Source organism: Nakamurella endophytica, from assembly GCF_014646215.1.
Lineage (GTDB): Bacteria > Actinomycetota > Actinomycetes > Mycobacteriales > Nakamurellaceae > Nakamurella > Nakamurella endophytica.
This window is the reverse complement of the sequence record NZ_BMNA01000004.1, coordinates 487,923-512,901: the sequence shown is the minus strand read 5'-3', so window position 1 is coordinate 512,901 and position 24,979 is coordinate 487,923. Positions and strand designations below refer to the sequence as shown.

General features: G+C 69.9%; 23 protein-coding genes. 9 read left to right on the top strand and 14 right to left on the bottom strand.

Annotated elements, in window-relative coordinates; genetic code table 11:
• The first annotated feature begins 25 nt into the window (after positions 1-25).
• The 6 genes from IEY37_RS12895 (at position 26) to IEY37_RS12870 (ending at position 5,839) form a co-directional block, all read left to right on the top strand.
• Positions 26-985, top strand: a complete 960-nt coding sequence (locus IEY37_RS12895; protein WP_188942050.1) for a DNA-formamidopyrimidine glycosylase family protein — start codon at positions 26-28, stop codon at positions 983-985.
• A 20-nt stretch (positions 986-1,005) separates the two neighbouring features.
• Entirely contained in the window at positions 1,006-2,082 is a 1,077-nt protein-coding gene (locus IEY37_RS12890; protein ID WP_188942048.1) for a DNA polymerase domain-containing protein, read from the top strand.
• A 142-nt stretch (positions 2,083-2,224) separates the two neighbouring features.
• Positions 2,225-2,548 carry a site-specific integrase gene (locus IEY37_RS12885; protein WP_188942046.1) on the top strand — a complete coding sequence of 108 codons (324 nt, stop codon included), beginning with the start codon at positions 2,225-2,227 and terminating at the stop codon, positions 2,546-2,548.
• A gap of 5 nt (positions 2,549-2,553) precedes the next feature.
• Entirely contained in the window at positions 2,554-2,748 is a 195-nt protein-coding gene (locus IEY37_RS12880; RefSeq protein ID WP_229674420.1) for a hypothetical protein, read from the top strand.
• A 1,937-nt stretch (positions 2,749-4,685) separates the two neighbouring features.
• Entirely contained in the window at positions 4,686-5,045 is a 360-nt protein-coding gene (locus IEY37_RS12875; protein ID WP_188942042.1) for a hypothetical protein, read from the top strand.
• Positions 5,045-5,839, top strand: coding sequence for an Ntn hydrolase family protein (locus tag IEY37_RS12870; protein ID WP_188942040.1), 795 nt, complete (start codon positions 5,045-5,047; stop codon positions 5,837-5,839). The genes IEY37_RS12875 and IEY37_RS12870 overlap by 1 nt, the downstream gene beginning before the upstream one ends.
• Before the next feature lie 19 nt (positions 5,840-5,858).
• On the opposite strand, the gene IEY37_RS12865 is transcribed toward IEY37_RS12870, so the two are convergent.
• The 13 genes from IEY37_RS12865 to IEY37_RS12805 form a co-directional block, all read right to left on the bottom strand.
• On the bottom strand, positions 5,859-6,179 hold the full coding sequence (locus tag IEY37_RS12865; RefSeq protein ID WP_188942038.1) for a hypothetical protein: 321 nt from the start codon (positions 6,177-6,179) through the stop codon (positions 5,859-5,861).
• 1,182 nt (positions 6,180-7,361) lie between these two features.
• On the bottom strand, positions 7,362-8,060 hold the full coding sequence (locus IEY37_RS12860; RefSeq protein ID WP_188942036.1) for a hypothetical protein: 699 nt from the start codon (positions 8,058-8,060) through the stop codon (positions 7,362-7,364).
• Complete coding sequence (locus IEY37_RS12855; RefSeq protein WP_229674419.1) at positions 8,061-9,296, bottom strand: NACHT domain-containing protein; 1,236 nt, start codon at positions 9,294-9,296, stop codon at positions 8,061-8,063.
• Positions 9,297-9,866: 570 nt separating this feature from the next.
• Positions 9,867-10,604 carry an SDR family NAD(P)-dependent oxidoreductase gene (locus IEY37_RS12850; protein ID WP_188942032.1) on the bottom strand — a complete coding sequence of 246 codons (738 nt, stop codon included), beginning with the start codon at positions 10,602-10,604 and terminating at the stop codon, positions 9,867-9,869.
• Positions 10,601-12,310 (bottom strand): diol dehydratase reactivase ATPase-like domain-containing protein, encoded by a 1,710-nt coding sequence (locus IEY37_RS12845; protein ID WP_188942030.1) that lies wholly within the window; start codon positions 12,308-12,310, stop codon positions 10,601-10,603. The genes IEY37_RS12850 and IEY37_RS12845 overlap by 4 nt, the downstream gene beginning before the upstream one ends.
• Positions 12,307-12,576 carry a diol dehydratase small subunit gene (locus tag IEY37_RS12840; RefSeq protein WP_373298338.1) on the bottom strand — a complete coding sequence of 90 codons (270 nt, stop codon included), beginning with the start codon at positions 12,574-12,576 and terminating at the stop codon, positions 12,307-12,309. The genes IEY37_RS12845 and IEY37_RS12840 overlap by 4 nt, the downstream gene beginning before the upstream one ends.
• 68 nt (positions 12,577-12,644) lie before the next feature.
• The gene (locus IEY37_RS12835; protein ID WP_188942026.1) at positions 12,645-14,897 is read right to left on the bottom strand and encodes a propanediol/glycerol family dehydratase large subunit; all 2,253 of its coding nucleotides are present in this window, start codon (positions 14,895-14,897) and stop codon (positions 12,645-12,647) included.
• Positions 14,894-16,387 (bottom strand): APC family permease, encoded by a 1,494-nt coding sequence (locus tag IEY37_RS12830; RefSeq protein ID WP_188942024.1) that lies wholly within the window; start codon positions 16,385-16,387, stop codon positions 14,894-14,896. Before IEY37_RS12830 ends, IEY37_RS12835 begins: the two co-directional genes overlap by 4 nt.
• 208 nt (positions 16,388-16,595) lie before the next feature.
• Positions 16,596-18,086, bottom strand: a complete 1,491-nt coding sequence (locus IEY37_RS12825; RefSeq protein ID WP_229674368.1) for an aldehyde dehydrogenase family protein — start codon at positions 18,084-18,086, stop codon at positions 16,596-16,598.
• Positions 18,083-18,850, bottom strand: coding sequence for a gamma-glutamyl-gamma-aminobutyrate hydrolase family protein (locus IEY37_RS12820; protein WP_188942022.1), 768 nt, complete (start codon positions 18,848-18,850; stop codon positions 18,083-18,085). The genes IEY37_RS12825 and IEY37_RS12820 overlap by 4 nt, the downstream gene beginning before the upstream one ends.
• Positions 18,847-19,953 (bottom strand): Zn-dependent alcohol dehydrogenase, encoded by a 1,107-nt coding sequence (locus tag IEY37_RS12815; protein ID WP_188942020.1) that lies wholly within the window; start codon positions 19,951-19,953, stop codon positions 18,847-18,849. Before IEY37_RS12815 ends, IEY37_RS12820 begins: the two co-directional genes overlap by 4 nt.
• Positions 19,953-21,323: a glutamine synthetase family protein gene (locus IEY37_RS12810; RefSeq protein WP_188942017.1), complete on the bottom strand. Its 1,371-nt coding sequence runs from the start codon at positions 21,321-21,323 to the stop codon at positions 19,953-19,955. The genes IEY37_RS12815 and IEY37_RS12810 overlap by 1 nt, the downstream gene beginning before the upstream one ends.
• On the bottom strand, positions 21,316-21,969 hold the full coding sequence (locus tag IEY37_RS12805) for an ATP-binding protein (protein ID WP_188942015.1): 654 nt from the start codon (positions 21,967-21,969) through the stop codon (positions 21,316-21,318). Before IEY37_RS12805 ends, IEY37_RS12810 begins: the two co-directional genes overlap by 8 nt.
• A 143-nt stretch (positions 21,970-22,112) precedes the next feature.
• Here IEY37_RS12805 and IEY37_RS12800 point away from each other — a divergent pair, with 143 nt between their 5' ends.
• Both IEY37_RS12800 and IEY37_RS12795 read left to right on the top strand, forming a co-directional pair.
• Positions 22,113-22,700 (top strand): TetR family transcriptional regulator, encoded by a 588-nt coding sequence (locus IEY37_RS12800; RefSeq protein ID WP_188942013.1) that lies wholly within the window; start codon positions 22,113-22,115, stop codon positions 22,698-22,700.
• A 196-nt stretch (positions 22,701-22,896) separates the two neighbouring features.
• Positions 22,897-23,298 (top strand): GNAT family N-acetyltransferase, encoded by a 402-nt coding sequence (locus tag IEY37_RS12795; protein WP_188942406.1) that lies wholly within the window; start codon positions 22,897-22,899, stop codon positions 23,296-23,298.
• A 208-nt stretch (positions 23,299-23,506) separates the two neighbouring features.
• On the opposite strand, the gene IEY37_RS12790 is transcribed toward IEY37_RS12795, so the two are convergent.
• The gene (locus IEY37_RS12790) at positions 23,507-24,256 is read right to left on the bottom strand and encodes an SDR family oxidoreductase (protein ID WP_188942404.1); all 750 of its coding nucleotides are present in this window, start codon (positions 24,254-24,256) and stop codon (positions 23,507-23,509) included.
• A gap of 202 nt (positions 24,257-24,458) precedes the next feature.
• On the opposite strand from IEY37_RS12790, the gene IEY37_RS12785 reads away from it, so the two are divergent.
• A complete protein-coding gene (locus IEY37_RS12785; RefSeq protein ID WP_229674365.1) occupies positions 24,459-24,962 on the top strand; it encodes a MarR family winged helix-turn-helix transcriptional regulator in 504 nt (167 codons plus the stop codon).
• Positions 24,963-24,979: the final 17 nt, after the last annotated feature.

The window sequence follows — 24,979 nt, the reverse complement described above, 5'->3', positions numbered from 1 at the left end:
GGCTGGGCGCTCGCCGGTGGTGCCCGTGCCCGAGGGTGACACGGTGCTGCGCACCGCGCGCCGGATGGACCAGGCGCTGTCCGGCCGGGAGCTGCTGCGCACCGACCTGCGCTGGCCGTCGCTGGGCGGCGTCGACCTCGCCGGCCGGCCGGTGCTGGAGACGGTGTCCTACGGCAAGCACATCCTGACCCGGCTCGGAGCCGCGCCGCGCGGTGCTGCCCGGGTGCCGACCGCGCCGGACGGTCCGCTCACCCTGCGCTCGCACCTGCGGATGGACGGCCGCTGGCAGATCGTCGACCGCGGGTTCTGGCCGCGCGGAGGCGGCGCCCGGGTGCGCGCCGTGCTCGCCGGGCCGGACTGGACGGCCGTCGGCTACTGGCTCGGATTGCTCGACCTGGTCCCGACGGCCGACGAGCCGCTGCTGATCGGCCACCTCGGGCCGGACATCATGGCCGACGCCTGGCAGAGCGGCGATCCCGGCGACCCCGGCGACCCCTTGCCCGGGAGCGCCGCCGAGGGCGTCCGGCGGGTCCGCCAGTGGCCGGACCGGACCATCGGCGCGGCGCTGCTGGACCAGACCGGCGTCGCCGGCATCGGCACCATGTACATGGCCGAGACCCTGTTCCTGGAACGGATCTCGCCGTGGACGCCGGTCCGTGAGGTCGACGTCCCGGCCGTGCTGCAGCGGGCCAGGACACTGCTGCTGCACGGTGCCCGCAGCGCCATCCCGACGACCACCGGCAGCACGGTCAAGGGCCGCGAGGTGTGGGTGCACGCCCGGTCCGGCAAGCCGTGCCACCGCTGCGGCACCACGGTGCGGGTGGCGATGGTCGGCCAGCCGCCGAAGGAGCGGACGGCGTTCTTCTGCCCGGTGTGCCAGCCCGGGCCGGCCCCCGCCGGCGCCGAGCGGGTGCCGGCGCCGCTCGGGTCGAACCCGGCGTTCGGAAACAACCGCAATCCCGCCGGCTACCGGCCGCGGCGCTGACCCGGCGGTAGGTTCCCCGCATGTCCCCGTCGCGCACGCCCGCGATCGAGCTGGACGTCGCCGGCCGCCCGGTCCGGGTGACCAGCCCCGACAAGGTCTACTTCGCCGAGCGCGGGCTGACGAAGCTCGACGTGCTGCAGTACTTCGTGGCCGTCGGCGACGGGATCATGACGGCGCTGCGCGACCGGCCGACGACCCTGGAGCGCTGGCCGAGCGGCTGGTTCGAAGGGGCGACGCTGTCCACCCGGCAGGACAACCGCGGCGACGCCTTCTACTCCAAGCGCGTGCCCACGAGCGCCCCGGACTGGGTGGAACCCGTCGAGATCACCTTCCCGTCCGGCCGGACCGCGGAGGAGGTGTGCCCGTCGGAGCTGGCGGTGGTGGTCTGGGCGGCGAACCTGGGGACGCTGCGGTTCCACCCGTGGCCGGTGCGCCGGCCGCTCGTCGACGAGCCCGACCAGCTCCGCATCGACCTGGACCCGCAGCCCGGCACCGACTTCTCCGACGCCGCCTTCGTGGCGTTGCAGGCGCGGGAGCTGCTGGAGGAGCTGGGTCTGCAGGGCTGGCCCAAGACGTCCGGTGGCCGCGGCGTGCACCTGTACGTGCCGATCGAGCCGCGCTGGACGTTCACCCAGGCGCGGCGAGCGGTGCTGGCCTTCGGCCGGGAGCTGGAGCGGCGGCTGCCGGACCGGGTGACGACCAGCTGGTGGAAGGAGGAGCGCGGCGAGCGCATCTTCGTCGACTTCAACCAGATGGCGCGCGACCGCACCATGGCCAGCGCCTACTCGGTGCGGCCGAACGCCCGCGCCACCGTCTCCGCGCCGCTGCTGTGGGACGAGCTGCCCGACGTGACACCGGAGGACTTCGACGTGGTCTCGATGCCGGCCCGGTTCGCCGAGGTCGGCGACCGCCACGCCGGCATCACCGACCAGGCCTTCGCGCTGGACGGCTTGCTGGAGCTGGCCGAGCGGCACGAGCGCGACTTGGGCCTGGGTGACGCGCCCTACCCGCCGGAGTACCCGAAGATGCCCGGCGAGCCCAAGCGGGTGCAGCCGAGCCGGGATGCGTCCCGACCAGCCAGAATCCCTCGTGCCTAGCAAAGTTGCGAGTGGCACAACGCTCACTCACCGGATCACCCATACGCGTGGCGTCCCGTATGCAAGACCTGCACCGGTCTTGCGCGCGCCATCTGCGCGCCGAGGGCCGTAGTGACCGCACCGCCGTCATCTACGGCGGGCCGTGCGATTCTTCTCAGGCCGGCTCAAGGTGCAGGGCAGGTCCGCCACCATCGACGAGCTGGACCGGGCAGCGATCCGCGAGTGGCTGGCCACCCACGCCGACCGGCTCGAGCCGTCCACCGTCAAGACGCGGCACCGCGGCATGTACCGCTTCGGCGCCTGGCTGGTGGGCAAGGGCGAGCTCACCGACCACCCGATGAAGGGCATGGCGCAGCCGGTGCCCAAGGTGACGCCGGTACCGGTGCTGTCCGACGATGGTCTCGGCCGGGTGCTCAAAGCATGCAAGGGCGCGCTGACTTCACGGCACGTCGGGACGAGGCCGTGATCCGGATGCTGCTGGACTGCGGGCTGCGCGTCTTCGGACTCTGCGGGCTGCGCGTCGCCGACGTGAACCCGGCCAATCAAATGGCGCTCGTCAACGGGAAGGGCAACAAAGTCCGGGCGGTCTACTTCGGGCACCGCACCGCCGCCGCCGGCGATCTATTACCTGCGACGCCGCGGTGCACATCGCTGGTCGTCGTTTGACTTCCTGTTTCTCACCCAGCGCGGACCGCTACTACCTGATGGCGCCCGCGAGCGAGTACGGCTGCTCGGGCCAACGGGCCGGGATCAAAGCCTTCCACCCGCGCATGTTCCGGCACACCTCGCGCACGACCTCCTGATGGCCGGCGGTCAGGAACCTGATCTCAAACGACTCGCCGGTTGGACCTCTGACGTGATGTTGGAGCGGTATGGAGCCTCGGCCTCCGGTTCGCGAGCGAGACGAGCAGCGCAGTCGCTACGCAGGGTCTCAGCCACCGTGGTCGAGTTACACCGGATAGATGAGGACCTGGCCAGCGGGCAGAGGACGGTCGTCCTAAGAGACCTATCCTCCTTTAACCGGCCCACCTAGCCCTGTGCGTTAGGCTGGACTTACAGCGCCCGCCATGGAGATGGCGAACTCGGGCGGTCACTCTGAGGTCACCGCACAGCAGTGGGCACCCGGTGAGACCCGAGAGGTGACTCACGGTCATGCCCGTAACTGACCGGAGGCTGGCTGCGACCATCCCGGCGCCTGAATCCTGTGCACGTACTACCAACCGACCGGCGCGCACCGCGAAAGCGTGCGCGGCACGGATGGCTTCATTCGAGGCCAAGGTCGATCCCGACGGCGTACTTGCACCGGACGCGAGCAGTAGTCGAGGGGAATACCGGCGGCAAGGCGCACTTCGCTCGCTTCTCTCTGAAGTCAGCGCAGGCCCGGCGTCGGGCTCGATCGCTGACCGCCGAAGCAGACCAGGCGGACGCTGAGCTGTCTTCCGTTGCGGGAGACCCGGATGCGTTAGCAAGGGTCTGCAGTACGACAACGCGCAGGTGGTGACCCTTCTGCAAGCTGATCGGCGCACTGCAGACGAAGGGCCTCAGCGCGGCCCTGATCGACCAGATCGCCTCCGCGGGTGTCGACGGCTGTGGGGCCACGGCGGCAGCGCTACATGCCGCCACGGCCGCCCCAGAGCCATCAACGGCACAGTCGACACGACCAACCGCACCGCCCCGCCCTCGGCGCCCAAGTCGCCAACTCTATGTTAGCCGCCGGCAACAGCGCCGCCGCCTGGCCAAGTGCGGTCCAAGGGGGCTCGATCGAGGCCATGGCGCGCCGGCTCGCCGGCACCATCGTCGGCCGATGACGTCGCCCTCAAGATCCACAGCCCATCCCGCGTCTTCCACGAGCTGGGCGTCCGCCTGGCCGTGAACAACCTCGTGTCTATCCCCGCAGGTCGCAGGCAACGGCGGCGGCGGCTACTGCGCCCGGCCGCAGATCAACCTCGGAGACAGCAAGGACTACGTCGGCGACCGTCAGATCACCAACATCGTCCGAGTTGAGATCGACAACAACAACACCTAGCTCGTCCACGCTTACGCCAAGGCCGAGAGCCAGTATCGATGCGCACCACCCAGAATGTCGCCCAGGCCATCGGCATCGCCGTTCGGGCGGCGCTTCTCACGGCGCACCGCCTATCGGTGGGCGTCGACGCCCGCTGGTCCTTCGTGTAAGCCGGCGCCAACGAGGCCTACCGACCGTCAGTGGAGTTCGGGACGGCACATCGTGCGACGTCGGCGCCCTGCAGTACGTGCTGGAGGACGTCCTCGCTAACGGCGGACAGAGCTACTCTGCGGGTAAGACTGCGCTGGTCGCCGACGTCAACGGGGCGTAAATCATCGTCGGGATCCTGGGGTCGGTGACTCGGTGGTGAAGGACCCGATGCAACGACACGTCCGTCACCTGCTACCCGCGGTAACCGGCGGGTCGCTCAGCGAGCTGCTGGCAGCGGCGGTACGGTTCGAGGGAGCACCCACCGCCGACCGCACGCACCGAACGACCGATTGGAGGGGCAGCCTTGCGCTCCGCTGACCTGCCACTGCTTTTGGCGAGCTCGGTCAGCGACCCGGAATCCAGTTCCTACCCGCTGGACCGAATCCGCATGCAGAAGGCCGTCTTCCTCATATGCAAGCGCGGTGCTAAGTCATGGTCCGAGTTATTCGATTACGAGCCGTACAACTGGGGACCCTACTCGTCGTCGTTGACTGCGGCGATCCGCGGACTTACAAACCGTGGGGATCTTGAGACGCGACCCTTTCCTGGCAGCGCCTACGGTGAGCACAGGACGACGCCGTCGGGAGAGCAGAAGGCCGAAGCGGTTTGGTCGCAGCTAGCACCACAAGAGCGTCAATTCGTGAAGGCCGTTAAGCGCTACGTTACTAATACGTCCTTCCAGAAGCTGCTGCGCGAGGTGTACGCTGCCTTCCCCGATTACGCATCCAAGAGTCACTTCACCGGCTGATGACCGTCGCTGTCGGACTTGTCTGCCGCGACGGCGTGCTGGTTGCGTCTGACAGTATGGCGACCGACTCACAACAAGTTGCGATGCGGTCCGTCAAGGTCCGTTGCGTGGCCGGCTATCCGATCATTTGGACTGGCGCTGGCTCGGTCTACACACTCGAGGAAGTTGCCGCCGAGCTGCAAACGCTAGAGGCATCCTCCGGGTCCGGTGGTCAACCAGTTAAGTCCTTCACCGAACCCAACCTTTCTGCCGTCCGCGCTAAGCTCCAGGGCTTGATCCACAAGGGCATGAAGCGAGCTTACGGGACCGCCCTAACGACGAATCCGAACGCTCAGGGGCAAAATCAGATACTCCCTGGATTCGGCGCCAATCTCCTGGTCCTTGGCTACAGTGCCAGTGTGCCGTGGTTCCTCGAGTTCGATCAAACTGGAGTCGTCAACTGGCACACGGAGCATTCCTTCTACGCCACTGGAAGTGGCGGTTCATTCGCGACGGTGGCCCTGAGTCTGATGCGGCACCACGTGACCAGTGACCTAAGCCTTGAGCAGGGCATGTTGCTCGCCTACCGAACGATTGACACCACGATCGAAGTGTCAACGTTTGGTGTGGGACCACCCGTGCAGATGGCAATCTGTGACGCAGGGGGCGCTCGAGTGTTGTCCTCGGACGAGGTTGAACAGGTGCGCATAGGAGTTGACCGTTGGAAGGAACTCGAGCGAGAGACGCTGTTGATCGGGCAGGATGACGGCACGCCGGATTCTGTCTCGAACGACCTCCCGGAACTTGACGCCTGAGACTGTCGCGTCGGAGCTACTAGATCTCCGCCAGGATCTGCACCTTTCGAGCGGCATGATCGTCAGCCGTGATGAGTCCCTGTTGCATCAGCGCGTCGAGCTGACGGAGACGTCCGGCCACGGAGTTCCCTTCGTCTGCGGCAGCCTGCGCCGCGGCATACGCCTGCGCCTCCACCGCTGCGGCAGACGCCCGCTGGCGCTCGATGGCCAGCCGTTCCTTCTCCGCCTTGATCTCCGCCTTGCTGTTCGCCTCCATGACCTTGACCTTGCGGTCATCCTTCGAACGGTAGTTAACAGCGCCGAGCGTGCTCAGGCTGGCGGCTTTGCGGATCAGACCCACTGGTGGCTCCCTAGATGAGCGGACGATTCGGACAATATGCGTGACGGGCCAGTCAGGTGCAGTCGCTCGGAAGTGTGTAGACGGTGATGCTCAGGACGCCAGCAGGGCCAGCGCCTCGGCCAGGTCCCGCTGCAACTGAGCTGTCTGGGCAATCGTGAGATCGGGACCCGGCGCTCTATTGCCGTGGACGTAGAAGTCCGCCACCTGCTTGCGGCGGCCGCCGGCTTTGCCTTCGCACTGAGACAGCTGGAAGCCCGACGGCCAGGACCGTCGGTGCGTGCGGGTGCGGGCGACCCTGGCGTGGAACTCGTCGGTCGTCTAGGGGCAGGTGCCGTCGCATCAAGCGGCAAAGCCACAGGTGCCATCAACCGGAGTGAGGGCCGCGCCGTACGCGGCCAGCAGCTCGTCGACCTGCGCCTGCACCGCGGCCGCCTAGGCGTCGGTCAACACTGCTTAAAGTGCCGCCGGCAGTTTGTCCGCGGCTGCTCGAGGGTTAGCGTGGCTACGCCGGTCACGCAGTCGTCGTACCCGTCCGCCGTCCGACCCACTCCCCCTCGACCTGGATCTCGGGCGCTTCCCGCACCATACCGACCGCAGGCGTATGAGACCACTTCACACGCTCGGTGGGCCTGTCGAACGCGAGCCGCCGATACAGGCGCGGGTGTGGAAGCGAGCCACCGGCCTCGCGGGTGGCCGGCTGCAACGGCGCGGCGTCGCCGGAGCCGCAGCTCGATCCGCACGACGCGCACCAGCGACCAGATCGCGAGGGCCGACCACACCAGCGCTTAAGAAGAGCAGGAATTGGCCGGTCCCCCGGATGCGTCCGGTGAACCAACAGGTAGCCGTCCTCGGATTAGTATGATCCTTCACGGCCAAGCGAGACGGCGTATAGACGCGCATCTAGAGACTGTTGCCTATCGGAGATTGCGGCGGGCGGCACTAGTGCTGAGTACATCAACCGCCCTGGTGCGCGTGCGGCAGCGCTCGGCACCGGTCCTTCGCTATATTTGCCCCGCCGGAGGAGCGACAAGGATCTTGACTGCCGCGTCGGTCCGGGCATTGGGTGGAAGGCCCATGGCGCTACGACTCGTCAGATCTAAGCGCTCAAGACGGCATCTGCGTCGCCAGTGCGCCTACCGCGAGGTGTTGGCGGAAATCCCGACGAAGAGCACTAATGCGACTTTAGTGGCGGCTGTTCTCAGCTATTAGGTCGTCAACCAGCCGTCGATCCAAAGCCCCGGTTCGGTCAGCTTTCTGACGAAGTCGCCCCTTGCGCACAACGGCTTTTAGGCACGAGTAACATCCGTTGTCATCAAGATATTGCGCGATTGCACGCTTCTTGTCAAGGCCTCTTGCATTGCCATTGATCGTTTCCATCAAGTAAAGCTCGAGTCGCGCCCGATCGTCCGGCAGGAGCGAATCACTATTGTTGAGATAGGTGTGTACTTGTGTTGATAGTTCGAACAGTAGAACAAAGGCTATACACGGCATAGCCTTATTCGTCATCCAGGAGCTTTTGGAGACCGCGATGTTGTCCGCAATGCGGCTCTCTAACCGTGCTCGCAAGTTGCGATATCGATTAGCCGGACCCCAATAAGCAGCCTCTTGACCGCTACCAATGAGCGCCAATTGGGCACGCAATAGTGCCGGCCCGCTCAAACCGGCGGCCATCACGGCAATAGGCGCCGTAAACCATTCTACCTCTCCGAAAGCCTCGTTAAGCAGGGCGAACGCAACGAGGCTGCCGGCAGCGTCGAAACAGCTTAGCACCACTAGCCAGATGACTGCATTAAGCGGTGGAATTTGGCGCAAGGCGTTGGTCGCTTCAATTGCCGATAGCCCTGCACCAATGGTGCTGGCAATAGCTGCTGCAAGTGCCATCTATCGTGTACTTACGACAGCGGATACCGAATAGCGGGTTACGCCGTGCGTCAGTACAAGCTCAATGATGCCTTTAGACCGCAAGCCGTCAATTGCCTCTCGACAGCGGTGAAGGGGTACGGCGGATAGCGAGCTTATGCGATACTCGTCGAGAGCCGCTATCGACTTGCGTAACTCATCCAGCACTTCCTGCTCGTCAGCAGTTAGCACCACCGGCTTTGAATCGTCACCGTAAGACCTTGGTTCGAGGAGCTCGGTACTCACTATTTCATGCAACTTGATGGCGGCATCTTCCGGTGTTGCCGCTTGAGTCACGGCCAGGGTCGCCCACTCGACCCGGGGTGGCGACGCCTGGCGACTAACATGTCCAACAACCTCCGGAACCTGGACCGAATTCTCGGAGATGGTGGTGGCAGCCTTAGGCTCGGTAGCGGCAAGAGAGATTGTCGATTGTTCGTTCGGTTCTTGTTTAAGCGAAGCCTCCAAGAGTGCGACGGCCGCGGGAGTAAGTTCGCCTCGTCGAGCCAGGGCATCGACGATTCCATTCGCTTTTCGGGTCATTCCAGAGTTGCCGGTGGTTTGTTGCAAAGTTTGCCCGAGATACTCCTTTGCGTCTTCTTGTGTCAACGGTTCAAGGTGTGCGACTCGGTCGTGATGGATTTGAGAAAATACCATCCTGTAGGCGTCGTCTCGACACGCCAAAACTACCCTTAGGGTGGCGACACGCTCCAGCCATGAATTCATCTGTTCAACGAACGCCCGCGAGGCCGCTTCTGGCAATTGATCAATAGCATCGAACAACAACATAACAGAACCGTTCGACATCCACCTCTCAACAGTGTGCTCGCTTAGGCGGTAAGTTCTGGCCGCCTGATGACAAGTCCAGGTCGGTAACGGACTAGTACCGGACCAATCGCTACACGACAGCAGGAGAGGCAACTTGCGCCGCATGTCGCCATCATCGGCTTCAGCCAAGCTGCACATGGTGGTAGCGAGGTACCTCAACAGTGTTGATTTACCGGCTCCTGCGTACCCCACAACAAACGTACTCTTGGGATCGTTGGCAAGCGATGCGATGAGCGCGCTTGCGTGTGTCGACTCGGTGTTCGCACCTGACGCCTTCTCCACGAGAAGGGACCGATGCCGCTCAAGCAAGCCCGGCAACTTGATACTCACAACGCCGCCATGGGTCAGTTGCGCCCGCACAAGGTGAATGGCGGCACGCCTATTAGACATCTCTATTCGTACATACCCCTGACGCTTCGCTGCCGTGAGGCTCCGATATGCGAGCGCTGCACCAGTGACCGCGAGAATGATGGACAGAAGGGCCCAGAAGGAAGCCCTATTTGACACGCCAGTAAAGACGTTTAGAGCTATGCCTGCCGCGACTGCAAGTACCGACGCTATGACCGTCAGTCCGTCCCGCAATTCCAGTCGAGCATCAGCCACGTTGGTCGTCCTCCTGCGGTGGCGCAAGCGCAACACCGCTATCCGTTTCGTCCGGAGTGTACATGCAGGGGAGCGCCCTGCAGGGGTAGACCGTTTCAGGTCGTCAGGCCGGTGCGAGAACCCAGATCCTCGGCAGACGCGCGGGCCGCGGGATCTCGATCGCCACGGCCCTTTCGCGTCCTAGCTCCGGTGGCGTGGTATCCACTGCACCTTGGTCGAGCGGGGGGATGGTCCGCACGGTGGGGCTGACTGCACTTAAGTGGGTCGTCCGAACCGGGAACCGGCTGCATCGACGTCCAACGCGCACGAGTCCTCGAGCGTGTGTAACGCTCGCTGGCCCACTCCGATGGCGGCGGCTCAGCCGACCAGCTCACCCCCGTCGGCGACGAACGCCTGACCGGTGACGAACGACGCTTCCGGCGAGAGCAGGAAGCGCACGTGGCCGGCCACCTCGTCGGGTGTGGACATCCGACCGAGCGGGATGGTGGCGCCCACCTGGGACAGGAAGCTCTCCCGGCCGCCGTAGCTCTCCCAGACCGGCGCGTTGAACGGGGTGTCGACGTAGCCGGGGCAGAGCGCGTTGACCCGGATGCCGTCGCGGGCGTGGTCGCGGGCCAGCAGCTTGACCAGCTGCACGGCGGCTGCCTTGGTCGTCGAGTAGGCCACCATGCCGCTCTCCGGCTGGAGCCCCGCGTTCGAGGCGGTGACGAGCAAGGAGCCGCCGCCCGCGGTCCGGAGTCGGGGGACCGCCCACTGCGCGACGAGGAAGTGCGCGCGCACGTTGACCGTCCAGCACAGGTCGAACTCCGCGACGGTCGCGGTCTCGACGGTCCCGTTGACCTGCACGCCGGCGTTGCTCCACACCGCGTCGACACCGTCGAGCCGATCGGCGCACCGGTCCAACGCCGACCGCAGCCCCGCGTCGTCCGCGACGTCCGCCACGGCGCTGGCCGTCGCGCCGACGGCGGCGGCCGTCCGCTCGAGCGCCTCGGCGTCGCGGTCGATGACGGCCACGTCCCATCCGGCGCGGGCGAGGGCGGCGGCCCCGGCCGCACCGATGCCGCTGGCCGCGCCGATGACGACGATCCTGCTCATGTCCGCTCCTCCGCTCCCGCCGACGCGATCTGCGCCAGGCCCCAGGCCACCGCGTACCGGGGCCCGAACCGTCCGGCCACGTTCGCGCGCCCGACCGTCACCGCGCCGCGCAGCGAGTCGGTGACCGTCCGGACCAGCTCGTCGTCCAGCGCCCCACCGCCGGCCAGCACCAGCACCGCCGACGTCCCGCCGAGCGCCGTCAGGCACCGGGAGATGTTCACGCCGACCGTCTCCCGCTTCACGGCGAGCCGGAGGCTGCGCCACTCCTCGGCCGCGAGCCGTTCGGAGAAGGGCAGCAGCTCGCCGTCGAGCCGGTGGCAGAGCCGCCCGATCGCCGCGGGCGGGGCCTGGGTCGCCAGAAAGGTGCGGCGCCCGTCCTCCTCGTGGGCCAGGTGCGGGGCCTCGACGTGGACGGCCGCCGTCCGCTTGACCCGCTCGGCCAGGGCGCGCGGGACGTCCAGCGCCGAGGCCACCGCGAGGGTGATCAACTCGCCGGCCCCGGCGGCAACCACGGCCTTCGCGCCGTCGACGACATCGACGGTCCCGCCGCCGATGTCGCAGACGGCCGCGCCCGGCGGCAGGGCGGGAGTGCTGGCGGCGCCGACGGCGGCGGCGTGGTGTTCCGCCGCGACGACGCGCACCGGCCGGCCGGTCAGGTCCGCCAGCAGCCGCGCCGTGTCCGCCGTCGCGAAGGTGCCCAGTGCGGCGACCACGGTGGTGTCGAGCCGGGCGACGCCCCGGCGCAGCCACGCCCCGTCGTCGACGGTGGCCAGGTCGACGGCGAACACGTCGGACACCGCTTCGATCTGGTCGCCGACGGCCAGCCCCGTCACGCTGCCTACGGCCGGCCGGTCCGGCCCGGGGACGGGGATCCGCCGCCCGTCCGCGGTGATCACCGCGACCTCCGGGACGTCGGGGAGATCCGGCCGAGGCGGCGGCACCACCCGGTCGACGTCCCCGGCCACCAGCGCCAGTGCCGGAAGGTCCGCGAATTCGCGCGTCGCGGCCGCCACCCGGTGGTGCGTGCCGGGCGGGAGCTCCAGCGCGGCCGCGACCGCCAAGGGGTCGGCGAGGACCCGGCGGGTGCTGCCCACCGGGACGACCTCGACGGCGACCCGCACGCCGGCCGGGATGCCGTCGGTGTCGACCTCGTCGACCACCGGCAGCGGGCGCGGCAACCGGTTGTGGACGAGCACGGCGTCGTCCTCGGCGACCAGCACCCCGACGACCGCGAGCCCGGCGCTCATGGCCGCGCTGATCCGGGCGGCGGCGTCCTCGAAGTCCGTGCCCGGCGGCACCGACACGATGACCTCGCCCGACCCGGCGGCCCAGGACGCCCCGACGTCGGCGAGCGGGACGTGGCGGCCGGCGGCCGTCCCGGTCCCCGCCGGCGTGCTGGCGCCGGGACGGACCGCGTTGACCACGGCGGCGGCCGGGGATCGCCGGCGGACGGCGACGATGCGGGTGTCGACGGGACGCAGCTCTGCCAGGGCCACCAGCGAGCAGCTGCGCTGCAGCTCGCGTTCGGCCTGCGCCAGCAGCGTGGCCGCCGCCCGGAGCGACGGTTCCGCCCCCTTGCGGCCGGCGGTCGGTACCTGGCCGTGCCACACCGGTTCCAGACCGGAGCCCGACGGGACGGCGAGCACCAGTTCGGTCGTGGCGTTGCCGATGTCCAGGCCGGCGAGCAACCGGCCGCTGCCGGTCACCGCAGCAGGCCGCGGCGGCGGTACCAGGTCGCGGCCGACTCCACCAGGGCGGCGCAGCGGGTGGCGCCGTCGGCGCGCAGGCCGGCCGCCAGCCGGTCGAGCTCCTCCCCGGTGGACCGGTGGGGCCGCAGCGACTCGTACAGCGCCAGCACCCGGGCGTCCTCGAGGACGGCGAGTTCCGCGGCGCGGAAGAGGTTCTCGGCCAGCTGCGGGTTGCCGTGCCGCTGCGCGACCTCGCCCTGGTGGCGCAGCACGGCCGGGTCCATGCGGACGTCGTCCAGGGTCAGCGTGCCGTCGACGGCCGCCGCCACGGTCACCGTGTCGCCGTCGGGGGTCACGGCCGCACCCAGCGCAGCTCGACCGGCGCGGCGCCGGGCTCGCATGCTCGTCGTTCCAGCGTGGTGAGGGCGACCGACCGCGCGTGGTAGCGGGCGGTGATGGCCTGCTCGGTCCCGCCGGACAGGATCGGCACGGGCCGCATGCCCTTGGCGTGGCGGGCGGCGTTCTGACCCATCAGCCGGTACATCCGCGCGGTGGCCAGCGGGGCGACGCTGAACAGCTCGAGGTTGGCCAGCGGAGCCAGGTCCCGCCGGTGGATCAGCGCGGTGCCCTTGCCCTGCAGGCCGATCGAGACACCGGAACCGGCCAGCCGTGCCGCGGTCAGGCCGATCATCCCGAGGTCGATGGTCGCGGGCACGCGGACGATCCGGAGCAGGCAGCTCTCCTCCTCCAGACCGGCCGAGATCTGCCGCAGCACCTCGCCGATCGTCAGCCCCGACATGGCGAGCCACACGGTGCGGGCGAACGCCGGGGAGACCCCGACGACCACCTCGCGGGGGTCGTGCCCGGTGTCCGCGGCGCCGACCTCGACGAGGTCGACGGCGCCCGGCCCTGGGACCTGGTCGGCCGTCAGCTGGGCGATGGTCCTGGCGGTGCGGATGCCGTCCACTTCCGCCCGCCGCGACTCCGACATGCGGTATCCCGTTCCGGGGCCGCGGTAGTCGTTGGGGTCGGTGATCTTGGACAGCACCGTCAGATCCTCGGTGTAGATCGCGGCGGTCTGCAGGTGGTCCCCGGTCAGCCGGCAGCGGGTCAGCGCGGCGATGTGCTCGGCCTCCTCGGTGAAACCCGTGCGACCCAGCGAGGCGATGACGTCGACCACCGAGAGCCTGCGGGCCTCGATCGCCCGGGCCGCCTCCGCCACCAGCATCGGGTGGACCGGCGGCAGGTCCCGGGAACCGTTGGCGAACACGACGTCCTCGACCCGGCTGTCGTCGTAGTCGGCCAGCCCCAGGTCGCGGTACACGGCTTGCGCCGCCCGGGCAGCCCGCCGGCGCACCTGCTCCAGGTGCGCGGCCGACACGCTGCGCAGCCCACCGTCGACGCCCCAGTCGCGCTGCAGCACCAGGTAGTCGTCGATGTCCTCGGAGTTGAAGTTCGAGATGGCGAAGGTGTTGTCGTAACGGGGGATCGAGCCGTACCCGGAGAAGATGTAGTCGGAACCGGCCAGGAACAGCGGGACCGTGTGGGCGGCCCGCCGGATGTCCGACTCGGAGACGAGAGTGTCGTTCCCGGAGCACGACTCCAGGTCCCGCATCATCACCATCAGGTTCTCGGCGAGCAGTTCCTTCATGCCCTCGGGCACCGAGGCGACGATGGCCGCCCCGTCGATGCCGCCGTTCTGCACGCCCTGGCTGCCCATCGCCCGGGCCAGCAGGACGCAACGGGACTCCAGGAACAGCATCGACCGGCGCTCCGCGGCGCCCATCAGGACTTCCGAACCGGCGCCGCTGGTGACCCGCATCTTCAGACCCCGGCTGGCGTAGGCCGAGGTGAGCAGGGCCTTGGAGAACGGGGTGTCGTCACCGTCGACGAAGACCTGCTCGGTCCCGTAGATCGACACCGTCTCGGCGTAGGTGGTCAGCCCGCGCAGGCCCAGCCGCAGCTCCAGGGCCTCCTCGATGGAGCACTGGGCCAGCGCACCCGGCACGCCGACCTGGCTGCCGATGAGCACGGCCACCGCGTTGGAGGGCGCGTCGGCGAGCACCGGCACGGTCGTCTCGACCTCCCGGAACCCGTACGCCACCGCGCTGGCCGCGTCCGCGGCCAGCAGCAGCGGATCGTCGAGCTGGTTCGTCACGTGCGCCTGGATCGACGGCGTGCGGCGGACCCGCATCTTCGCCACGGCCAGCTGCAGCTCGACCGGGGTCATCAGGGCCACGATGCGGGCCAGCTTGGCCGGGGTCATACCGGCGACCAGCCGGACGATCTCGTCGCGCGGCACGGTGAAGTCGCACGTCCGACGGGCGAACTCGACGTCGTCCACGGCCATGGCCTCGTCCGCCACCGCCAGGTCCAACCCGTACTCGGCGAGAAAGGCGTCCAGGACGTCGAAGTCGGCCTCCGGGACGCCGTCCAGCTCGACGACGCGACCGTCCCGCACCACCAGCGAGGGTTCGGGATCGTCCGGGCTGGCCAGTGCGACGAGCCCGTTCTCCGCGTCGGGCACCGAGAACCCGTCCAGGTTGACCGGCCGGCCGTCCAGGACGCGCAGCCGGCCCAGCACGCGCGGGGACGGACCGGTCATGACGGGCGTGACGGGATGCTGTCCGGAGCCGGATCGGTGCGATTGCGCAGCGAGTAGGCCGGTCCGGCGTCGCCGCGCCGCAGCCGGGGCCGCAGACCGAGCGCCCACCACACCCCGGCTCCGATCATCACGTAGAGGAAGATCCGGCCGTTGGCGCGGAACTCGGGCAGCAGCAGCAACGCCGCCAGCACCGCGGCGAAGACCACGAGCCCGACGGTGTACACGGGGGTCCGCATCCGACCCAGGTCGAAGGTGCCCGGCTCCGCGGCGGGCAGGTTACCGCGCCTGCGGGACAGCACCAGGCCTCCGGTGGTCAGCACGTAGACGGTGAAGTAGCCCAGCGCCGACAGGCCGATGATGTACGCGAACGCCTGGGCGTTCACCAACGCGGACAGCAGGATCAGGATGGACAGGATCCCGGTGGACCACACGGCCGCGGACGGCGTCCGGCGGCCGGGCGAAACGTGGCTCAGGAACCGCGCTCCGGGGACCATATTGTCCCGCGAGATCGAGTACATCAGCCGGGTGGCGACCAGCATGTTGCTGAGCACGCAGACCAGGATGTTGGTCAGGGCGACGGCGACGACCGCCTTCGAGAACCACGGTGCCACCTGGCGGCTCATGATGTCGGCGATGGGCGCGCCGCTGGCGCTGACCGCTGCCGGGTCGTCGATGCCGAGCAGGAACACGATGTACATCAGGAACTCGATGGCCGAGGACACCCCGAGCGCGTAGAGCATCGTGCGGGGGATGGTGCGGCGCGCGGCCTTGGTCTCCTCGGCGACGTCTGCGGAGGCCTCGACTCCCAGCAGGCCGAAGATACAGCCCAGGCTGGAGGTCAACCAGGCGAACAGGTACGGCTCGGAGACGGTGTCGCCCTTGGTGAACAGGAACGACACGGTCTGGTGGTGGGTCGAGACGAAGAAGACGATGGCGGCGACGATCAGCGTCCCGGCGAGCGTCACCACCAGTTCCAGCGTGACGCCGATGTTGTTGAGCAGGGTGGCCAACCGGACGCCGTAGGCGTTGATGACGACGCAGACCAGGACGATGGCGATCGTCACCCAGATCAGGCCGGCGTCCGAGAGTTCCCAGCCGAACAGCCCGCCCAGGTAACTGGACATGATGTAGGCGACCCCGGTGAAGCCGCTGATGAACCCGACGAGTCCGGCGAAGCCGGTGAACCAGCCCAGGGTCGGGCCGACGAGCCGGCTGGTCCACTGGTAGGCGTACCCGGCGAGGGGGATCTTCGCGGCCAGGTCGCCGGCGATGACCGCCCAGACGAAGAAGACCGCCGCCGCGATCGGGAACGTCCACACGAAGGCGGGTCCGGCGTGGCTCAGGCCGAACCCGAAACTCGAGTAGACGGCGGTCGTGGCGCTGATGACCGAGAAACCGATGCAGAACGACGCCAGGCGCCCCACCGACCGGTCGAGTTTCTGGGTGTATCCGAATTCGGCGAGTCGTGCGTCTTCCTCGGAGACGGTCACGGGTCCTCCTGGGCTCGGAAGTTCGGTACGGGGACGGGGACTGCGGTGCAGGACCGTGCGCGTCGGCAGCGGTGCGGGGACAGGTCACTGCGAAAGTCACTGCGCGAACAAGGTTCACTGCGCGAAGCGGGTCACTGCGGGACGGAGCCGGTGCGGAGCAGTGCAGAGCCGGTGCGGGACAGCCGAGGTGCGACGTGCGGGTGGGACGTCAGAACGCGATCCAGGTCGTCTTGAGCTGGGTGAACTTCTCCAGGCCGTGGACACCCTTGTCGGTGCCGAAGCCCGACAGCTTGCGTCCACCGAAGGGCACCGACTGGTCGCCCTCCTCGTAGCAGTTGACCCACACCAGGCCGGCGGCCAGTGCACGCGACATGCGTTGCGCCCGCGACAGGTCGGCCGTCCAGACGGCGGCGCCCAGCCCGTAGACGCTGTTGTTGGCGATCCGGACGGCCTCGTCCTCGTCGTCGAAGGGCAGGACGGACAGCACCGGCCCGAAGATCTCGTGCTGGGCCAGCCGGCTGTCCGGGTCCACGCCGGTGAAGACGGCGGGCTCCACGAAGAATCCCGGTCCCTCCGGTGCCGTGTCGGACCCGGTGACCAGCCGGGCGCCGTCCGCCTTGCCGCGGCCGATCTCGTCCAGGACGCCGCGACGGTGCCGCTCACCGGCCATCGGTCCGAGCTCGGTGGCCGGGTCGAGAGGGTCCCCGGCGCGGAGCGCCCGCAGGTGCTCCACGACGCCGTCCACGACCTCGTCGTGGATGGACCGGTGCACCAGCAGCCGCGAGCCGGCGGTGCACATCTGCCCGGCGTTGAAGGCAATGGCCCAGGCGGCGGTGCGGACGGCCTCGGCCCGGTCCGGCGCGTCCGGGAAGAGGATGTTCGCGGACTTGCCGCCGAGCTCCAACCAGACCGGCTTGACGTTCGACGCGCCGGCGTCGGCGAGCAGCTGGCGTCCGACGGCGGTCGACCCGGTGAAGGTCAGGGTGTCCACCCCGGGGTGCCGGGCCAGCGCGCTGCCGACGACGGGCCCGGCGCCGCACACCACCTGCAGGACCCCGTCCGGCAGCCCGGCCTCGCTGCCGAGCTCGGCGGCCCGGAGGATCGACAGCGGCGACTGCTCCGCGGGTTTCACCACGACGGCGTTGCCGGCGGCCAGGGCGGCCGGGACCTTGAAGGCGCTCAGCGTCATCGGGAAGTTCCACGGGGTGATGGCACCGACCACGCCGACCGGCTCGCGGGTGACCAGGGCGGTGGCACCCGGACGGCCGCGGGGCGACTCGTCCAGCAGCTTGTCGGCGAGCTCGCCGTACCAGCGGACCAGCCCGATGGTGGTGCGCATCTCGATGCGCCAGGCGTCGCTGATCGGCTTGCCCATCTCCAGCGAGATCAGCAACGCCAGCTCGTCGCGGTGCTGCTCCAACAGATCCGCCCAGCGGCAGAGGATCTCGCCGCGGCGGCGCGGGGGCAGCGCGGACCACTCCGTGAAGGCCCGGCGGGCGCCGGCGACGGCCCGGTCGACGTCGGCGGCGTCGGCGGCGGCCATGTCGGTCAGCCAGGCGGCGTCCCGCGGGCTGACCAGGGGTGTCCGCCCGGCCGCCGCGGACCAGCGCCCGTCGATCCACAGGTCGGTGGGCACCGCGGTGCGGCGCCGCAGCTCGTCCCAGTGCGCCGCACCGGACGGCATGACCGGCGCGGTCATGCCCGGCTCGACACGGTCATGGCCGTCGCCGCGGCGCCGGTGAGCCAGGTGAACGCCAGGTCGGGTGCGGACTGCCACTCCGGGTGCCACTGGAGGCCCAGAACCTGGCGGTCGGCGATCTCGACGGTCTCCACGACGCCGTCGGACGCCCGTCCCGACACGGTGAGCGCCCCGGCGCACCGGTCGACCGCCTGGTGGTGCCACGAGTTGACCTGCAGCCGGGGACCGAACACCGCTTCGGCGAGGGAGCCGGGCTCGAGGGTGACGACGTGGTCGGGCGCTCCGTCGTGCAGGGCGCCACCGGTGACGAGGTGCTCGACGGGTCCCTGCGGCAGGTCGGCGACGAGGGTGCCGCCGAAGGCCACGTTGAGCAGCTGGATCCCGCGGCAGACGGCCAGCAGCGGGATGCCGCAGTCCACGGCCGCTCGCACCAGAGCGGTCTCGTAAGCGTCGCGCTCCCGGTCGTGCACCGAGTAGTCCGCCCGGGGGTCCGCGGCGTCGTCGACGACGTCGAGGTTCCCGCCCCAGGCGGCAGGGTGCACGTCCTGACCGCCGGTGACGACCAGGGCGTCGAGGCGCTCGACGACTGCTGTCGCGGCCGTCTCGAACGGCAGCTCGACCGGGATGCCGCCGGCGGCGGCGATGCAGCGGGCGTAGTCGGAGAAGAACATGTCGATGTGCCGCCCGCCGAAGCGGGCGTCCATGCCGGCGATCACCGAGGCCGACAGCCGCCGACCGGTGATACCGACGAGGGGAGCGCTCATGCCGCGTCCAGCACGGTGACCACGCGGGTGGCTTCCCCGGCGGCCAGGATGGCCACGCCCTCGTTGATGGTCTCCAGCGTCACGGTGTGGGTGACGAGTTCGTCGAGCATGAGCCGGCCCTGTCTGTTGAGCTCGATGTAGCGGGGGATGTCGACCTTGAACTGGTTGGAACCCATGAAGGACCCCTGCAGTCGCTTCTCCTGGAGGAAGAAGTCGGTGCCCTGGATCTCGACGGGGCGTCCGCCGGGGACCATCCCGATGACGGTGGCCGTCCCGCCCGGGCGCAGCATCTCGAGGGCCTGCATGACGGTCCGGCTCGTGCCCACGGCCTCCAGCACGTGGTCGGCGCCCCCGTCGGTGAGCTCCCGGACCGCGGCGACCGGATCGACGTGCCGGGCGTCGACCCCGGCCGTCGCCCCGCAGTGCCGCGCGGCATCCAGCTTCGCGGCGTGGATGTCGACGGCGATGATCCGCGCCGCGCCCGCCAGCCGGGCGCCCTGCACCGCCGCCAACCCGATACCCCCGGCCCCGAGGACGACGACGTCCTGGCCCGGCCGCACCGCCGCGGTGCGGAGCACCGCGCCCAGCCCGGTCGTCACCGCGCAGCCCAGGATGCTGGCGGTGGCCGGCGGGATGTCCGCGGGGACGCCGACGAGAGCGTTCTCGTGGACGAGCATCGAGGTGGCGAAGGCGCCGATGCCGGCCGTCGGCCGCACCGCCTGCCCGGCGGCGTTGCGCAGCCGTGGGCGCGGGCGGCGGTGGGACAGGTCCCCCCGCTTCGTGCAGAGCACGAGCTGGCCGTTGGTGCAGTAGCGGCACTCCCCGCAGAACACGGACAGGCAGCTCACGACGTGGTCGCCGGGCCGGAAGCCGGTGACCGCGCTGCCGACCGCCTCCACGACGCCGGCGGCCTCGTGACCCAGCACGATGGGCGTCTGCGTGGGGAAGGTCCCGTCGATCTCGTGCAGGTCCGAGTGGCAGATCCCGGCTGCCGCGACGCGGACCCGGACCTCGCGATCGGTGGGCTCGTCGAGCCGGAGCTCCTCCAGCCGGAGCGGTCCGGGAGCGGTGTTCAGCACCGCTGCGGTGATGGTGGCGTCCATCAGGCCAGCTCGAAGTAGCGTTGCAGTTCCCAGTCGGTCAGGCCGACATCGGGCTCACCGCCGGTCGTGTGGAACTGCAGCCACTCCCACTGCTTGGTGCCCAACCAGTAGTCGACCAGGTCGCGGCCGAGAGCGCCGGACAGCAGGGTGTCCTCGCGCAGTGCTGCCGCGGCGGAGCTGATCGTGCGGGGGATGTACAGGTCCTCCTCGGGCAGGCACCAGGCCATGTCGTCGGTGGCGGGCGGTGGCGCGAGGTGCTGCGTGAGACCGAGGTGCCCGGCAGCGAGCACGGTGGCCAGCGCCAGGTAGACGTTGGCGTCGGCGCCGGGCATGCGGTACTCCAGCCGGCTGGTGCGCGACTGACCCGCGATGGCCCGGACGGCCGCCGTCTTGTTGTCCACCCCCCAGGTCAGGGTGGTGGGCGGCCCGTCCAGGTCGTGCAGTCGCCGGTACGAGGTGACGAACGGCAGCATGAGCGAGGTCGCCGGGCGCAGGGTCGCCATGACGCCGCCGAGGAAGTGCGTCATCACGTCGGACGGGCCACCGTCGGCGAAGAAGGCGTTGGCGCCGTCCCGCTGCAGGGACAGGTTCAGGTGTGATCCCTGGCCGTACTCGTCCGACCACTTGGCCATGAAGGTGACGCAGCAGTCCCGCTCGAAGGCGACCTCCCGCATGACTTGGCGGGCCCTGGCCCAGTTGTCGCCCGCCGTGACCGGGTCGCACGGCGCCAGGTTGAGTTCGACCTGACCCCAGGCGGCTTCGTCGTTCCAGGCCTCCCACTCGATGCCCAGCGCGTCCAACCGGGCGGTCACCGCGCCCATGTAGGAGTACCAGTCCGGCGTCTTGGCCAGGTGGAACAGCGACCCGGCGGTGCCGCCGAGCGGGACGAGGTCCCGGTAGTTGCGGTCGCGCGCCTCCTGGATGGGCGTCGCGAACACCGACGCCTCCATCTCGACGGCGACGACCGTCTCGAAACCGAGCTCGCGCAACCGGTCCTGCTGGGTACGTGCGGCGCTGCGGGGACAGACGGGCAGGGGCGCACCGTCGGCGGTGCGGAAGTCGCCGATCACCGCGGCCACCCCCGGCTCCCAGACCACCAGGGTGGCCAGGTCGGGGTGCAGGAAGATGTCGCCGAGCTCGCCGCGCCACGACGGCAGGGCGAACCCGAACACCGGGTTGTTGCCCAGGTCCAGGCCGAACGAGACGTCCGAGAAGGCGAACCCCGACGACAGCCCGGACAGGAACCGGGCCGGCGCGAGCACCTTGCCGATGAACGATCCCTCGAGATTGGTGGCCTGCAGCCGGATCGAGGTGATCGCGTGCTCCTCGAGCCACCGGTGCAGCGATTCCGGCGTCACGGACTCAGCCATTCCAGCGGGCCTTCCAGGATGCGCCGACCATCACCGACAGCTGCGGAAAGGTTCCGCGCACGCTCAGCCGCCCGTTCTTCAGCGCGGACAGCAGCTGGGTACGCCCGGTGAAGAACTTCGCCAGATCATCGGCCTCGCCCAGGATCTCGTACCGCGGCAGGCCGTCGCCCAGGACGAGTGACTCGTCCCGGCAGCGGACCTGCACGGTGGCCGGCATCCCCGGATCGGTACGGACCCGTGACCAGAAACCTTCCGCGGCCGATCTCCAGTCCGGCAGGGGCGGGCAGAGCAGGGCTTGCAGTACCCGGGACGGGCCCTGGTCGGTGACGACGACCCGCAGCTCGTCGTCCAGGTCCACCTCCACCACGTCGGTGACGGCCGGCCGGACGCCGTGGACGACGGCGCACCCGTCCGAGGTGAAGGTCGCCGTCACGCTCTGCCGGCCCTGCCGCTGCCGCACTCCCACGCAGCAGCCGGCCAGCTCCGCGAGCCCGGCCCGGCCGCGTGCCGTCCCGGCGGCGTCCCGGAGCAGCCGTCCGATCCACGACACCAGCGGGGTCGGGTCGGTCTCGACGTGGACGTCGTAGGCCGTCGACCCGGCCGGCGCAGCGACCCCCACCGGCGTTGAGTCATTTGACTGGGTCATGCGACCAGATGTTGGCACACGGGTCCGGTGCCGTCCAGAGGCAAACGGCGCCGGTGTGCGGCTCCGTGCAGCCGAGGGGCCGACCCCTACAGTGACCGCAGGTCCGTGGCCGCCGGGGCGCGGAGAGCGTGGAGGTGGACGGTTTGGCGCGGCGCACACCCGCGGAGCGGCGGGCGCGGTTGATCGACGCCGCCGTCCGGGTGATCGCCGCGCACGGGGTGGAGGGGGCGACCACGCGGCGGATCGCAGCCGCGGCGGAGATGTCGCTGGCCAGCCTGCACTACCTGTTCGAGTCCAAGGAGGCCCTGTTCTTCGCGATCTGGGAGGAACAGGTGCGTGCGCTCAAGGAACGCGCCGAGGCCGACGCGCACCGGGACGGCCTGGCGCCGACGGCCGCCCGGCTGCTGCGGCAGACGTTCGACTGGTTCGAGTCCGACCAGGAGTTCGCACAGGTCCAGCTGGAGATCACCTTCTGGGCGCTGCGGAGGGACGCGGCCCTGGGTGTCGGGACGTACGACCTGCACGTCGGTCTCATGGAGGCGGCGCTGCGTGCCGGCCGGCTGGCGGACGAGCCGGAGGACCGCATCGGGGCGCTGGCGCGCCTGATCGTGGCGCTGGCGGACGGGATCTCGGTGCAGTGGTTCTGCTACCGCGACCCGGACCGGCTGGCCGCCGACATCGACGCGGCGCAGGTGGCGCTGGCCGCCTTCACGCAGGCGCGGCGTCCGTAGCCGCTCCGGCGCGCGGCGTCCCGCACCCGGGCGGGTCGGGGGACGACGCGTCCGCGCGCGCGACCCCGACCGTCATCGGCGTCCGGATGCCGGGCATACTCCCGGCGTGGACCTGCCGGCCGAGCTCGAGACCGCCGGTCGCACCGTGACACTGCGTCGGGCCACCGCCGGCGACGTCCCCGCCGTCGTGCGGTTGATGGCCGACGACCAGCTCGGCGCCGCACGCGACGGGGTGGCCGGTCCCGACGACGTGCAGCCGTACCTGGACGCCTTCGCGGCGATCGACGCCGACCCCGCGCACGTGCTGCTCGTCGCCGCGCACTCCGATGACGTCGTCGGGACCCTGCAACTGAGCTTCCTGCCCGGCCTGGCCCGCCGGGGCGCCCTGCGTGCCCAGATCGAGGCCGTGCGCGTCCGCGCCGATCACCGGTCCGGCGGACTGGGCAGCGCCATGGTCACCTGGGCGCTGGCGGAGTCGCGACGTCGGGGCTGCGCGCTGGTGCAGCTGACCTCCGACAAGCGCCGGGGCGCGGCTCACCGCTTCTACGCGCGACTGGGCTTCACGGCATCCCACGAGGGGTTCAAGCTCTACCTCTAACGACGTTCCCACGTGACAGCGGCCGATCGTTCGTCGTCGTGAGGCTGCCCGGACCGCCGGCTCCGCGATGTCTCGTGAGGCCCGGCGGTCCGGTCGGTTCCATGGACGCGCTGCCGTCCTCCTGTGCGCTTCGCCCCGCGGCGCGCAGGCAGCCGCCGGTGGTGGTCGTCGTCCTGCGCCGACGACCGTCGATCGGCGGCGGCCCCTGTCACTGCTGCCGCTCGCCTCCGTCGGCGTACAGCTCGCTGCCGGTCATGAAGCTGCTCTCATCGGATGCCAGGAACAGCACCGCCGCTGCGATCTCCTCCGGGCGGCCCACCCGGCGCATCGTCACCCCCGCGCCGAGCTGATCGACCAGTGCCGACGCACTCGCAGGATCGCCGGCGAGCCCGCGGAGGCCGGTGGTGTCCGTCGGTCCGGGGACGATCACGTTCACCCGGATCTCGCGGTCGGCGAGCTCGGACGCCCAGGTCCGGGCGAACTGCCGGACCGCCGCCTTGCTCGCCCCGTAGACGCCGAACGCCGGCGTGCCGCTGGTGGCGGCGGTCGACCCGGTCAGGACCACCGACGCCCCGCGGTTGAGAACGGGAAGTGCCTTCTGCACGGTGAAGGCGGTGCCGCGCACGTTGGTGGCGAAGGTCCGGTTGAAGTCCTCCGGTGTCATGTCCTGCAGCGTGCCGAAGGCGCCGCCGCCGGCGTTGGCGAACAGCACGTCCAAACCGTGCCCGTGGTCTGCGATCTCGGCGAAGAGCTGGTCGAGGTCGTCGAGATCGGAGACGTCGCTGCGAATCCCGATCGCCGCCTCGCCGATCGTCGCGACGGCCGCATCGAGTTCCGGCTGGCGCCGCCCGGTGACGAACACCCGGGCGCCCTCCGCGGCGAAGCGCACCGCGGTCGCCAAGCCGATGCCCGACGTCCCGCCGGTCACCAATGCTGTCCTGCCCTCGAGCTGCCCCATGGCGTCCACGTCCCTTCGATCCGCCGCGTCCGGCCCGCTCGCCATTTGCATGACATGTCACGTAACCGGGGGACCGCACGTGCGCTATTCCGGTCGCGGGGTGAGCCGCGTCACGCGGACCCGGACCGGACCGGACGCAACCGGCCCGCCGCGCCGCAGGACCGGCGGTGCGACGACAATCGGCGCGAGCGAGGAGGTGACCGTGGCCGCACGGCGGAGCACCGCGACCGACCGCTGGCTGAGCCCCGCCCAGGAGCGGGTGTGGCGCGCGTGGATGGCCGTCACGCTGCGCCTGGACCACGAGATGAACCGCCAGCTCCAGGAGGACAGCGGACTGTCGATCGGCGACTACCACGTCCTGGTCGCGCTGTCCGGCGCCGACGGGCATCGCCTGCAGCTCACCGCGCTGGCGGCGACCATCGGCTGGGAACGCAGTCGGCTCTCGCACCACCTGGCCCGCATGGCCGCCAGGGACCTGGTGGAACGGCGGCCGTCGACTCGGGACCGGCGGGCCACCGACGCGGTGCTGACGCCCGACGGGCTCCGGGCGGTCCGGGCCGCCGCACCCCGCCACGCGGACCTGGTGCGGCGGCTGGTGTTCGACGTCCTGGACGAGCGGGACACCGACGACCTCGCGCGGGCGCTCGGCAAGGTCTACGGCCAGCTGATCAAGCACGGGTCGATCCGCGAACCGCCGCGGGGGTGACGGTCCCGGACGTGACG

Bases quoted from the DNA above. Each gene is read 5' to 3' on its own strand.
- IEY37_RS12890 (WP_188942048.1), top strand. From the start codon at position 1,006: ATGTCCCCGTCGCGCACGCCCGCGATCGAGCTGGACGTCGCCGGCCGC.
- IEY37_RS12880 (WP_229674420.1), top strand. From the start codon at position 2,554: ATGCTGCTGGACTGCGGGCTGCGCGTCTTCGGACTCTGCGGGCTGCGC.
- IEY37_RS12875 (WP_188942042.1), top strand. From the start codon at position 4,686: ATGCAGAAGGCCGTCTTCCTCATATGCAAGCGCGGTGCTAAGTCATGG.
- IEY37_RS12870 (WP_188942040.1), top strand. From the start codon at position 5,045: ATGACCGTCGCTGTCGGACTTGTCTGCCGCGACGGCGTGCTGGTTGCG.
- IEY37_RS12860 (WP_188942036.1), bottom strand. From the start codon at position 8,060: ATGGCACTTGCAGCAGCTATTGCCAGCACCATTGGTGCAGGGCTATCG.
- IEY37_RS12855 (WP_229674419.1), bottom strand. From the start codon at position 9,296: ATGTCTAATAGGCGTGCCGCCATTCACCTTGTGCGGGCGCAACTGACC.
- IEY37_RS12850 (WP_188942032.1), bottom strand. From the start codon at position 10,604: ATGAGCAGGATCGTCGTCATCGGCGCGGCCAGCGGCATCGGTGCGGCC.
- IEY37_RS12840 (WP_373298338.1), bottom strand. From the start codon at position 12,576: ATGGACCCGGCCGTGCTGCGCCACCAGGGCGAGGTCGCGCAGCGGCAC.
- IEY37_RS12835 (WP_188942026.1), bottom strand. From the start codon at position 14,897: ATGACCGGTCCGTCCCCGCGCGTGCTGGGCCGGCTGCGCGTCCTGGAC.
- IEY37_RS12825 (WP_229674368.1), bottom strand. From the start codon at position 18,086: ATGACCGCGCCGGTCATGCCGTCCGGTGCGGCGCACTGGGACGAGCTG.
- IEY37_RS12820 (WP_188942022.1), bottom strand. From the start codon at position 18,850: ATGAGCGCTCCCCTCGTCGGTATCACCGGTCGGCGGCTGTCGGCCTCG.
- IEY37_RS12815 (WP_188942020.1), bottom strand. From the start codon at position 19,953: ATGGACGCCACCATCACCGCAGCGGTGCTGAACACCGCTCCCGGACCG.
- IEY37_RS12810 (WP_188942017.1), bottom strand. From the start codon at position 21,323: ATGGCTGAGTCCGTGACGCCGGAATCGCTGCACCGGTGGCTCGAGGAG.
- IEY37_RS12805 (WP_188942015.1), bottom strand. From the start codon at position 21,969: ATGACCCAGTCAAATGACTCAACGCCGGTGGGGGTCGCTGCGCCGGCC.
- IEY37_RS12795 (WP_188942406.1), top strand. From the start codon at position 22,897: ATGGCCGACGACCAGCTCGGCGCCGCACGCGACGGGGTGGCCGGTCCC.
- IEY37_RS12790 (WP_188942404.1), bottom strand. From the start codon at position 24,256: ATGGGGCAGCTCGAGGGCAGGACAGCATTGGTGACCGGCGGGACGTCG.